At 60.9% G+C, this 11,622-nt stretch carries 13 protein-coding genes; 3 read left to right on the top strand and 10 right to left on the bottom strand.

Features of this window, described 5'->3' with window-relative positions; translation table 11 throughout:
* Positions 1-8: 8 nt before the first annotated feature.
* Complete coding sequence (gene hutG, locus G4D79_RS09960) at positions 9-977, top strand: formimidoylglutamase (protein WP_099697511.1); 969 nt, start codon at positions 9-11, stop codon at positions 975-977.
* 121 nt (positions 978-1,098) lie between these two features.
* The gene (locus G4D79_RS09955; protein WP_180279583.1) at positions 1,099-1,257 is read left to right on the top strand and encodes a hypothetical protein; all 159 of its coding nucleotides are present in this window, start codon (positions 1,099-1,101) and stop codon (positions 1,255-1,257) included.
* Between the two features lie 522 nt (positions 1,258-1,779).
* Here the strand turns inward: G4D79_RS09955 and G4D79_RS09950 are convergent.
* The 6 genes from G4D79_RS09950 to G4D79_RS09925 all read right to left on the bottom strand — a co-directional run bounded on the left by G4D79_RS09950 (position 1,780) and on the right by G4D79_RS09925 (position 7,642).
* Complete coding sequence (locus G4D79_RS09950; protein WP_030536963.1) at positions 1,780-2,688, bottom strand: ABC transporter substrate-binding protein; 909 nt, start codon at positions 2,686-2,688, stop codon at positions 1,780-1,782.
* Between the two features lie 11 nt (positions 2,689-2,699).
* Positions 2,700-3,440 (bottom strand): ABC transporter permease, encoded by a 741-nt coding sequence (locus G4D79_RS09945; RefSeq protein WP_030536962.1) that lies wholly within the window; start codon positions 3,438-3,440, stop codon positions 2,700-2,702.
* Positions 3,437-4,087, bottom strand: coding sequence for an ABC transporter permease (locus tag G4D79_RS09940; protein WP_003940005.1), 651 nt, complete (start codon positions 4,085-4,087; stop codon positions 3,437-3,439). The genes G4D79_RS09945 and G4D79_RS09940 overlap by 4 nt, the downstream gene beginning before the upstream one ends.
* Positions 4,084-5,199, bottom strand: coding sequence for an ABC transporter ATP-binding protein (locus G4D79_RS09935; RefSeq protein ID WP_099697510.1), 1,116 nt, complete (start codon positions 5,197-5,199; stop codon positions 4,084-4,086). The genes G4D79_RS09940 and G4D79_RS09935 overlap by 4 nt, the downstream gene beginning before the upstream one ends.
* A 99-nt stretch (positions 5,200-5,298) precedes the next feature.
* Positions 5,299-6,771: an aromatic amino acid ammonia-lyase gene (locus G4D79_RS09930; RefSeq protein ID WP_003940419.1), complete on the bottom strand. Its 1,473-nt coding sequence runs from the start codon at positions 6,769-6,771 to the stop codon at positions 5,299-5,301.
* Positions 6,772-6,967: 196 nt separating this feature from the next.
* Entirely contained in the window at positions 6,968-7,642 is a 675-nt protein-coding gene (locus G4D79_RS09925; RefSeq protein WP_054187473.1) for a TetR/AcrR family transcriptional regulator, read from the bottom strand.
* 110 nt (positions 7,643-7,752) lie between these two features.
* Between G4D79_RS09925 and G4D79_RS09920 the strand changes: the two genes are divergently transcribed.
* Complete coding sequence (locus G4D79_RS09920; RefSeq protein ID WP_058037648.1) at positions 7,753-8,127, top strand: nitroreductase family deazaflavin-dependent oxidoreductase; 375 nt, start codon at positions 7,753-7,755, stop codon at positions 8,125-8,127.
* Positions 8,128-8,136: 9 nt separating this feature from the next.
* Here G4D79_RS09920 and G4D79_RS09915 read toward each other — a convergent pair whose 3' ends face one another.
* The 4 genes from G4D79_RS09915 to G4D79_RS09900 all read right to left on the bottom strand — a co-directional run bounded on the left by G4D79_RS09915 (position 8,137) and on the right by G4D79_RS09900 (position 11,622).
* Positions 8,137-8,688: a TetR/AcrR family transcriptional regulator gene (locus tag G4D79_RS09915; RefSeq protein WP_054781557.1), complete on the bottom strand. Its 552-nt coding sequence runs from the start codon at positions 8,686-8,688 to the stop codon at positions 8,137-8,139.
* A 27-nt stretch (positions 8,689-8,715) separates the two neighbouring features.
* Positions 8,716-9,402 (bottom strand): ABC transporter ATP-binding protein, encoded by a 687-nt coding sequence (locus tag G4D79_RS09910; protein WP_003939803.1) that lies wholly within the window; start codon positions 9,400-9,402, stop codon positions 8,716-8,718.
* Positions 9,399-10,529 (bottom strand): ABC transporter permease, encoded by a 1,131-nt coding sequence (locus G4D79_RS09905; protein ID WP_030536958.1) that lies wholly within the window; start codon positions 10,527-10,529, stop codon positions 9,399-9,401. The genes G4D79_RS09910 and G4D79_RS09905 overlap by 4 nt, the downstream gene beginning before the upstream one ends.
* 142 nt (positions 10,530-10,671) lie before the next feature.
* Positions 10,672-11,622, bottom strand: coding sequence for a TauD/TfdA family dioxygenase (locus G4D79_RS09900; RefSeq protein ID WP_099697509.1), 951 nt, complete (start codon positions 11,620-11,622; stop codon positions 10,672-10,674).

The raw sequence follows: 11,622 nt of genomic DNA, 5'->3' as shown, positions 1-11,622 counted from the left end.
AGGCCGTCGTGGCTCATCAGATCGCAGTCGACATCGAACCCAAGCCGTGGACCGGGCGCTCCGACGGCACCACTGCCGAGCATCTGCGGTGGCATCATGCCGTGCAACCGTATTCAGCCGAAACAGCTCCCGGCGACTGTGTTCTGATCGGATTCTCCAGCGACGAAGGAGTCCGCCGCAACAAGGGCCGCCGCGGCGCCGCGGATGGCCCCGACGCTTTGCGAGCCGGGTTGGCTTCCATGGCACTGGCCGAACCACTGCTGATTCAGGACGCCGGAACCGTTGCCGTGTCGGGTGAAGAACTCGAGGCCGGTCAAGCCGCACTCGGGAACGCCGTCAGCGCTGCGCTTGATTCGGGACACTTCCCCGTGGTTCTCGGGGGAGGACACGAAATCGCCTACGGTACATACCTCGGCGTCGCGGGCTCCGAGTTGCGAACCGCCGGAGCCAAACTCGGAATCCTCAACTTGGATGCGCATTTCGACCTGCGGGGCGATCCGATACCCAGCTCCGGCACACCCTTTCGTCAGATCGCCGAGGACGAAGCCGCGGCAGGCACCTCGCATCAGTACAGCGTGATCGGAATCAGCCAACCGAGCAACACCACGGCGCTGTTCGACACGGCTCACCGCCTCGGTGTTCGCTATCTGCTCGACGAAGAATGCGGAGCGATCGGCCGAGGCGTCGTGGATCAGTTCCTCGCAGACTTCCTCGACGACGTCGATCTGGTCTACCTGACCATCGACCTCGACGTCCTGCCTGCAGCTGTGGCGCCGGGCGTCAGCGCACCTGCGGCCTACGGAGTCAGCCTCGAAACCATCCAATACGTATGTGACCGAGTCACGTCCAGCGGAAAACTCGCGGTTCTCGATGTCGCCGAACTGAACCCGAGCCTCGACGTCGACAATCGCACCGCCCGAACGGCTGCTCGTCTGATCCACCGGATAGTCACGAAGCACGTGCCGGTTCAGCGCTAGCCTCGGCGCGCCTCCAGCAGATCTACGGGACTGCCTGAAAACTGATTCCACGAGTTCTGTCCGAGCACTCGAAACTATGTCCTTTGCCACCTCACAAGTGATGCCGCCTTGCAGATTGTCGATGGAGGCGACAACGCCTGTCTCGGGGTACGTGATCGTTCCGCACCCCTCGGATGTGGATGCCGTCGGCAATCGTGAAGTCGAAGTCGACGAATTGCCCGAGCAGTACTCGAAGCCGGGGACACCACCGATCACAGGAGGCCCGACCGTGCCGCCGTGAATCGAAAAGCCGATCAACCCTCCGGGGTCGCCATTACCGACTTGCCCCGGATCACCGGTGGTGACGAAGATCGATTGGCCTGACTCAGTCTGAATCGTCCGTGTCGAATGATCGTTGCCGTAAACCGATTCGATCTGAGCGACGGTGGAGCCGTCACCGACGCCGCGGTCGGTCAGCGTTCCCGGCGGTGATTCGATGACGGTGACGCCCTCGCTGGTGAGAATTGCCCGTCCGGTGCCACTAGGCGTCGTGAGCGGAACTACAGCGCAACTCGGAAACTGCATGGGCGTTCCAGCCTGATGCCAGACACAGGCCGGCCACTACAACCGTGGTTGTAGTGGCTGCGCCGTTCCGAACTCGTCCAATGGGTGTGCGCGGTCGGCTTCTCGGCATGTCGGCATCCTTGGTCGGAACGGCTCGCCGCGAGGTCGAGGCATGCCTGACTTCGCGACGTTACCCCGAGCGGGGTCGTATCGATATCGTCTGTTCGACCGACGACAAGGACGCCACCCCGGCCTTCGATCATGGCACCAGGGAGTTCTCCTGCAACCAGTCCTGAGCGATGTCACTCATGTCGTCGAGATCGGCAACGCGCTGGTTCATCTCGATGAGATCTTCGGTGGTCAGCGCCGCCGAAACCCCCGCGAGCACGGATCGGACGTCATCGCGAGCCTTCAACTCGTTGATGATCGGCGTGATGTTCTCCGCGAGGAACAGGTGCTTCGTATCCTCGAGTGCAACCAAGTTCTCCGAGCGCATCGCAGGATCGGTACTGAAGACATCGGCAACCTGTATCTGCCCGCTCAGAAGCGCATTGAGCGTGAGGGGTCCACCTGCATCGAGTGCCAGGAACTCCCGGAATGTCAGGCCGTATTTGGTCTTCAAGCCGGCGACGCCGTTTTCGCGCGTCTTCCATTCCGGCGGTCCGCCGAGAGTCAACTCGTCGGCATGCTGCACCAGATCCTCGACGGTCTCCAGCGAATACTTTTCCGCCGTCTCCTGTTTGACGGCAAGTACATCCTTGTCCTCTGCGGGCGAGGGCTCGAGAGCCACCAGACCCTTGGGCAATTTCGCATCGATTTCAGCGGATACTTCATCTGAAGCCGTCGCCGTTGTCTTGCTGTCCAGATATTGCAACAAGGCGCCGGAATACTCGGGGATCAGATCGATGGAACCGTCGCGCAGTGCCGGTACATAGAGTTCTCGGCTACCGATGTTCAACTTCTCGGTAACGTCGATACCGTTGGCACGAAGCGCTTCGGCGTAAATGGTCGCAATCAGTTGGCTCTCGGGAAAATCGGCGGAACCGATCACGATGGCGCCCTCAGCACTACCGCCGCCGTCCGTAGCCAAGGGGTCCTTGCCGATTCCGCAGCTGGACAACGCAACCGCTGTCACGCCGACCAACGCGGCGATCAATACCTTCTTCATGTCGAACGTCCTCAGATCGGTGCGGGCTCAGGCACAGCGGTGCGCTGTGAGGGGGCGGCGGTTTTCTCGGTCTTCTTCTTCCGATCGCGCCTGGTCAGGCCAGGCGAAACGACCCGCGCAGTCAGTGCTCCGATTCCGAGATCGAAAACCAGGGCAATCAGCGATACCAGTACGGCTCCGGCCGCCATCTGGCCGTAATCGCTCTGAGCTTTTCCGTCGATCAACAACCGGCCGAGTCCGCCCAAAGAAATGTAAGCGGCGACAGTCGCAGTGGAGACGATCTGAAGCACGGCACTTCTGATGCCGGACAACATGAGTGGTAGGGCACATGGAATCTCGACCTCGGTCAAGATCCGCATCGACCGAAATCCCATCCCCCGCGCGGCGTCGACTGCAGCCTGATCGACCGCTCGAACTCCGGCGTACGTGTTGGTGAGAATGGGAGGGATCGCGAGAAGCACCAGGACGATGAGGCTGGGGATCAGATACGCGAGTTTGTTCGGGAATGACGGCGCGATGATGAGAACCAGTAGGATCAGCAGACCGATGGTCGGCAGCGCTCGTAGCGAGTTGGCCAGTCCAGCAACAACAACGGAGCCACGGCCCGTATGTCCGATGTAGAGACCGAGCGGGATCGCGATAACCGCAGCCACCGCCAGCGCGGCGAATGTGTACATCAAATGCTGAACGAGAAGGGTGGGGATGCCGTCCGGCCCGGTCCAGTGGGATCCGTCGAGAAGGAAGCTGATCATGATGTAGTCACTTTCGGGGTCCACGGCGTCAACAGCCGATTCGCCAACATGATGAGGAGATCAAGGATCAACGCCAGCACCAGACACAGAGCGATACCCGCGATGATGGGCGTGTAGAAACGCAACTGAAATCCCTGGGTGAACAAGGAACCTATCTGCGGAATACCCAGGAGTGCGCCGAGTGAGACAAGACTGACGTTCGAGACGACTGCGACGCGCAAACCTGCACAGATCACCGGAACTCCTACTGGCAACTGCACTTTCAACAGCGTCTGATACGGCCGGTAACCCATCGCCGTCGCTGCCAGAACCGTCTCCGGCGGAACCGAATCGAGCGCGTCGGCCACTACCCGCACGAGCAGAGCAACGGTGTACACGGTGAGCGCCACGATGATGTTCATCGGATCCAGAATCTTGGTACCCAGAATTGGAGGCAGGAGCACGAAGAGCGCGAGCGAAGGGATCGTGTAGAGCAATCCGGCCGTCCCCACCACGTAGGGATGCAACCGACGACTGCGATAGGCGACCCAGCCGATCGGCAACGCGACCACCAAGCCGATCACCAAGGGGATCAACGACAGCAGAACATGCCATCCCACCAAGTCCATGATCCGGTCGGACTGACGTCCGAGCCATTCGAAGTTCATCGGAGTGCCCTCCCCGCGTCAGCCAGATCGGCAGCCTCGATGGCTTCCACTGCAGCATGCGCAGTGACGGTTCCCACCAGGCGTCCGGCGTCGTCCACGACAACGCCCCGCTTGCTCGGCGCTGACAGCGCCGCATCCAGCAGAGCGCGCATCGTCCCGGTGGAATCAGCAAGTGTTCCACTGAGATTCAAGTCATCCGGGCGAATACAATCCGTGAGCGCGTCCGGCCTCACCCACCCGAGCGGCTTGTTCGCGGGATCCACTACCAACAGCCACGTATCGCCGGTGAGTGCGCGGGCCGCCGCAGCGGAATCGGCTAGATGCGCAACGGGTTCTGACACCGTCGGTAGGTCGCCGTCCAATGTCGTGAACCCCAACGATCGGTACCCACGGTCACGTCCGACGAAGTCGGCAACAAATTCGTCGGCAGGTTGAGTCAGCAATTCGAGGGGCGTCGCCGCCTGCGCAAGAATGCCGCCGGTACGCAGAACCACCACTTGATCCCCGAGTTTCAGCGCTTCGTCGATGTCGTGGGTGACGATGATGATCGTTTTTCCGATTTCCTTCTGCAGACGGAGAAACTCGTCTTGCAGCTGGCCGCGAACAACCGGATCAACGGCGCTGAACGGTTCGTCCATCAGCATGAATGACGGATCCGCAGCCAATGCTCGCGCAACACCGACTCGTTGCTGCTGCCCTCCGGAGAGCTGCCACGGATAGCGGTCGGCGAAGTTGGTCGTCAGACCAACCGTTTCGAGCAATTCCATAGCGCGAGTGCGAGATTCCTTTTTACTCGCACCGAGCAATCGAGGCATGGTCGCTATGTTGTCGACGATGGTGCGATGGGGAAAGAGACCCGCGTGCTGGATCACGTACCCGATGCGTCGACGCAGAAGGGCCGGATCCATTCCCGCCGTGGACTCGCCGTCGAGCGAAATCGTGCCTGACGTCGGTTCGATCAGCCTGTTGATCATGCGGAGTGAGGTCGTCTTGCCGCAGCCGGAAGGACCCACCAACGCGGTGATCTTTCCCGTCGGGCACTCCAGATCGAGAGCATCGACGGCAATGGTTCCGTCTGGATACGCCTTGGTGACCTTGTCGAATTTGATCATCTACGAACTACTTTCGTGTCGACCTGAGTCCAGACGCACCCAGGAGAAATGGTCGAGTTCCGTTCGAGCACACACCTACTTGTGATTCGGTCCACCTGCTTACTGGTCGAGCGGTTGAGAAAGAAAGTTCACGGCGGCACTCAGATCTGCACTGAGTGGCCGGTCTTCGGTCCTCGTGTCCAGCACCAAACGCGCACGCGCGAGGTACGCGCCGAGCTCGGTCGCCGGATCCAGCTCACGCTGTTGTTGCGAGAGTGCGCGAACTGCCGAGATCAGTTCACACGCCAGCACCAATCGAGATTGGGCAAGAATGTCCGCCAATTGAGTTGCAGCTTGGGATGCGAAACTTGCGTGATCCTCGGTGCCGCGCGAAATTACCGTGTGGCCCAACGACCCCGGTGCCGCCGACGAGCGGATCTCGGCAATGGCAGCAGAAGTCGTGTATTCGAGAAGCATGGTTCCGCTGCTGCCGTCGGGACCGTCTGCAAGGAACGCACGAAGGCCGGTGACTGCGGGGTCGGAGAGGTTGGCGAGCCGACATTGCGAGAGCAGGGCAGCACTGGCGACCGCCAACTTCGCCTCGTCGACTGCAAGGGCTATTGGCATTGCGTGGAAATTTCCGTTGTGGAACACCATGTCGTCTTCGACCGACACCAGCGGATTCTCCGAAGACGAATTCATCTCGATACTCAGCGTGTTCTGCAGTCGATGCACCGCTTGCCAGGTGGCACCCAAGATTTGCGGTAGGGCGCGAAACCCGAACGAGTCCTGAACTCTCACGGGTGTGATGTCGTGTGGTGCCAGCAGATCGCGAACCCGCTCTGCGACTTCCGCTTGACCGAAGTGCATTCTTGCCGACTGTACTTGTGCAGCAAACGGTTCGACAGAACTACGCGACGCAAGCACGGAAAGAACACTGACAACCAAGCAGTGCTGAAGCCACCCCGCGACTTCGATACTGGTGTCGCCGGCGATCGCCACCGTCATCGCGTTGGTGGAGATGAACGGAAGTGCATCACCGTGGTGCGGAGTCCAACCGATTCCGGTGCGTCCGTCGCGAAGCGGGCTCTCACCGATCAGCCCCATGGCGATTTCGGAGAACGCACTCAGGTCACCCGTTCCGATCGCACCGCGTGCGTGCACTGTCGGCAGGTTCTGCGAAGCAACAGCAGCAACCAGACCGTCGATGATGTCGGGATGCATACCTGAGCCGCCGTTGAGGATCTGGTTGGTGCGGATGACGATCGCGGCGCGCACCAACCGGTCAGGGAGCCTGGGGCCCGATCCCGTTGCGTGACTTCTCAGAAGCCTCAGATCCTGCTGCACACCGTCGGAGACGGATGTTTCGCGATTCCCGCCTACCCCGGTAGTGCGCCCGTACACCGCTTGACGGGAGGAAACCCGAACCGCGGTCTCCCATGACCGCCGTGTGAGCTCGAGAGCCGCGTCGGCAGGTCGAATCACGGCCGGCTCTCGCGCGATTTCGTTCACCCGGTGAACCGACAACCCTTTCCCGTCGAGCAGGACATTGTCGTCTTCCGTCCGGTCTTCTCCAGGAAGACGTTCAGTCATCAGAACTCCATCGATCGAAGGACTCGGCCACCGCGGGCGTGCATCACATCATCTACGCAATGTGCCTTGGGTCACTTTTGATGAATGTATAGTCCTGTATATACAGCCACCTGTCAATAGGGACACTGCAGCTCACCCGCGTGCACACAACCTTGCGTCACCTCAGTAAGGGTGAGCAACTGGACACGAATCGTCGCTATTCGAGGACCGGTGCCGCCGATGCGCGACGCGCCTCGAGCGCATCGAGGATGAGATCGAGACCGTAGGCGAACTCACTCGTGTGGTCGTAAGCCGGACTCAGACCGTGATCGACGATCATCTCGTGAAGGAAGGGCAACTCTTCAGCCGGAAGGCGCTCGAGGATGTCACTCGCAACTTCTTCGACGTCGACGGGCCCGCTGATCGGCAGATTCGCCTCCTGGAGAACATATCCGCCGATGTAGCTGTCGATCAGCGAGGCTCCGTGGGCGGCCATCGGGAGTGTGAACCCGGCCTTCCGGAGCACTCCGAGCACAGCGTCGAGATGACGCAGGGTCGCCGAGCCAGGGCTGCGTCGCGAATCCAGCAGACCGAGAGCCCAACGGTGCTGCGACAGGACTGCGCGAGCGGAAAAGGCGCGTCCACGGATTGCATCTCGCCAATCCGCACACTCACTGTCGGGCAGGTCGATCGCCTCGAAGACCGCATCGACGAGGCCGTCGAGAATCGCATCTTTGTTGGGCACGTGGTGGTAGAGCGACATCGCCTCGATGCCCAGCTCCTGGGCCACCCGTCGCATCGTGACGGCCTCGACACCACCCGCGTCGGCAACGCGGATCGCACCCTCGATCACGCGAGTTCTGTTCAGCGACTGTCGCGGTTGCCGTGACACACAGACTCCCCTCCGAGGAACGAATACGTTGACAACCTTACATGCGTAAGTCACCCTTACAGGTGTAAGCCCGCCTTACGCTCGTAAGGCGATCGAGAGAGGAGATCACAATGCCGATGCCGAGATGGTGGGGACATGTCAACAAACGAGTGTTCAACCCGCGTGCAATTTCGAGCGGTAAATGGCCGGTACTGACTCACGTCGGACGCACATCCGGCACGACCTACCGGACGCCCCTCGACGCCTATCCGGTCGAGGGTGGCTACGTCTTCATTCTGGTGTACGGATCAGGCTCGGACTGGGTGCAGAACGTCTTGAGAGCGGGAAGCGCTCGACTGTCGGTCGACGAGACGGAGGTGAGCCTCGGCACCCCACGCCTCGTCGCGAAAGACGAAGCATTTCAAGCACTTTCCTCAGACGTGTCCCAACCCCCGAGGCTGCTCCGCATCACCGAGTACCTTCGGATGGATCTGATTACGGCCTGAGGGTGCCCGTCACGCGAGGACCTCACGCACGGCGGACCTGACTTCCTCCATGCTGCAACCGGATTCGATCAGTTCGGTACCCGTATGCACCAGCGAGTTGATCAACTTGGCGGTGAGCTTCGGGTCCGACACGCCACGGAGGCGGAGGGCCTCGACCAGCGGAAGCACAAGACTGTCGTGCATTTCCATGATCCGCGAATCTCGAAACGTTTGTGGGGTCAGCGTCGCCAGCGCTCCGACTATCGCATGCTCCCCGTCGGCAACCAGTTGGAGGTTTGCCTCGACGTACGCCCATACCGGATCGTCTGCGCCTGCCATCGCCTCGACGATCTTGTCGTTCCAGCGCGGGAACATGTCTTCGACGACGGCACTGAGGAGATCTTCCCGGGACCGGAAGTAGTGGTAGGCACTCGACCTGGCGAGCCCGGCCTTCGCTGCCACCTCACCGAGCCCCGGGGGCCGGTCCGGGGCCTCGGACAGAAGAGCGTGTGCAGCGTCGAGGAGGGCACGGCGCTGAGCAGCACGATGCTCGACCACAGTGGGCGCATCGATCCTCGGCACCGAATCTCCTCCAGTCCCCTCGCGGGCTTACTCGCTCTGACGCAACCGACCGTCAACCATTTCGAGGATGCGGTCGCAGTGCCCGAGCACGTCGTGATCGTGGGTCACCATGATCGTAGCGACGCCTGCCTCGTGAGTTTCGCGCGAGAGCAGTTCGACCACCTCATGGCTGCGTTTGCGGTCGAGAGCAGCCGTCGGCTCGTCGACGAGCAGTAGCGAGGGATTGCTCATCAATGCCCGAGCGATACCGACGCGCTGGCGTTCACCGCCGGAGAGTTGACCGGGTCGACGATCTGCACGGTGACTCATACCGACCGAGTCGAGCAACTCCTCGGGATCGCGACCCGGCCGCCCCGTGAGCTTGGGAATCAGCCGAAGCTGATCGCGCGCCGTCAGCGCTGGAATCAGGTTGCCGGACTGAAAGACGAAGCCGACCTTGTCTCGTCGAAGTTTGGCGAGAGCACGGGCCGGCATCGCCGACACGTCCACGCCGTCGATGACAATCGTTCCACTCGACGGCCGACCGAGTCCGCCTGCCACAGCGAGCAAGCTCGACTTTCCAGCGCCTGACGGTCCGACGATCGCGACAAGTTCGCCGCACGAGACCTCCAGGTTCACGTTGTCGAGGGCGAGCACGGTGGAGTCACCGTCACCGAATCGAAGACTGACAGCGGTCAATACCAATCCGGTTGTGGTCTTTTCGACTGTGGTCATCGGTTTTCTCCCAATGCGGTGAGCGGGTTGACACGGGTAACACGGACGATGGCAACGGCTGCGCCGACCAGCCCGAGTACCGCCAAGAGCACTGCGCCGTTGACGACTGGGCCGGACTCGAGGGCGAACGGCATCCCCCCGCCTTCGAGCCCCGAACCGAGCCCCAAGCCCAGCAACACACCGAGGCCGATGGAACCAAGCAGCACTACCAGTGCCTGCGCCATGCCGTCACGAAGCAGGAAGCCGGTAGAGGCTCCCATCGCGCGCAACACTGCGAGTTCACGACCGCGCTGAACCGTCCAGATACTGAAGAATGCACCGACCACCAGGGCCGAAATCGCGTACAGAAACGCCTTGATCATCGACATAGTCATCATTTCCGCGGAGAACCCTGGTGAGGAGTCGAAAGATTCCTCGAGCGTCTTTGCGGACGTTCCCGCCGCCGCATCGCCCGACACGAGATCCGGTAACGCGCCACCAATGCCCCGAATCGCAACAACACTTGCTTCGGAATAGGCACTGGCATTGGCGGTTTCGCCGATCTTGGCACCGGCGTGAACCTCCTGCCAAGTACGCAGGGGCAGGTAGGCGACGTCGACGTGACCGAAAGTGCGCTTGTCTTCGGTGAATCCGACAACTGTCAGCTCCGTACCGAGTCGATCGAGTATCACGGTGTCACCGATCGCAACACCGTCGTCACGGAAGGTAGAGCTGACGATGATGTCCGTGTCGGCTTGCAGCCCCCTCCCGTCGGCGGAGACGGGCTCGAGGAAGGAGCCAGGTTCGATGCCGAAGAGCGTGAGATCGACAGGCGTGCCACTGCGAGTTTTTGCATTGACGATCATGTTGCCGAAGAGCTCGGCGTCTTGGACATCGGGTTGCATACGCCATGCCTGCGCCTGCTCCTCGGTGACGACCGAGCGCGAAAACGCCGAGTCGGCTTTGGTGTCCGGCGCGAAGGCAAACGCCTGAATCGGCGTCCGCTGCAAAGCGGAGACACCGTCGTTTACCAGGCCGGACGAGAGGCCGGACAGAATCACCATCAGGATCGAGATGAGGGCAACCACGGCACCCATCAAGAGGAATCGATTTCGCGCAAACCACAGTTCACGCAGGGCGAGGAACATTCGGGAAGCTCCAAAGTCGTCGGTGCGAGTCACGCCGACTTTTATCGACGCCATGTCGAAATCATATCGACATGGCGTCGAAAAACTATGTGAGGTGCGTTACTACTACCCGTAGTAGACACTCGAGGGACTGAGCGTCGTATCAGCCCCCGACGCCCACCGGTCGATCCCCGACAATCGAGATTCGATCCATCACACGACGAGCCGGGAAGTAGTCACTGGCCGCGTAGTGCTGGCAGGTCCGATTGTCCCAGAAGGCAACAGTATTCGGCTCCCACTTCAAACGGACCTGAAATTCCGGACGATTGACGTGGCGATACAGCATCGTGAGAAGTTCGTTCGATTCTTCTTCTGACACACCCAAGATCCGTTGCGTGAAGGTCATGTTGACGAACAACACCCGCCTGCCACTTTCCGGAATGATCCGAACCACCGGATGCTGCACAGCGGGGAACTTCGGACGCAACATCTCGACCGCATCCACCGGCATCGACCTGCCGAACGAGTTGATCCAATCGTGTTCTGCAACAAGCGGGTCGATACGCTTCTTGATGTCTTCAGGAAGCAGATCGTAGGCAGCTGCAGTATCGGCCCACAAAGTGTCACCACCCACCTCTGGCACCTCGACCGCACGAAGAACTGCTGCGAACGAAGGAAACTCGTGCCACGTAACGTCGTTGTGCCAGTTGTTCTCGACTCCGCCGACCATCGCATCCTTCGCCAGTGTCGTGACATCGACGTCCGTCTGCCCGGGCTGCGTGTACTTGAAGAACGGATGCTGTTCGAGATCGCCCCAACGCTCGGCAAAAGCTCGATGTTCCGCTCGGTCGAGGTCCTGATCGTGGAAGAAGAGGACTTTCCATTCGAGGAGAGCTCGGCGGAGTTCCGCAATCACGGCATCAGACAGGCCCCCGCCGAGTCGAATACCGGAGATTTCCGCTCCGATCGTCGGCGCGACCGCCTTGACCGCAAAGTGTTCGTACGGTGCCGGAACTACCGACTCGGGATTCCGGCGAGCAACGAGTGGACCGTACGCAGCAAGCGGGTCGGTGGGGATCGGAAAGATTGTTGCCGCAGGAAAAAGGGTAGCCAT

This window comes from Rhodococcus sp. WY5 (assembly GCF_018588185.1).
In the GTDB taxonomy this organism is placed as follows: domain Bacteria; phylum Actinomycetota; class Actinomycetes; order Mycobacteriales; family Mycobacteriaceae; genus Rhodococcus_F; species Rhodococcus_F qingshengii.
Note: the sequence above shows the minus strand (reverse complement) of the source record. Positions and strands in the feature narration are given on the sequence as shown.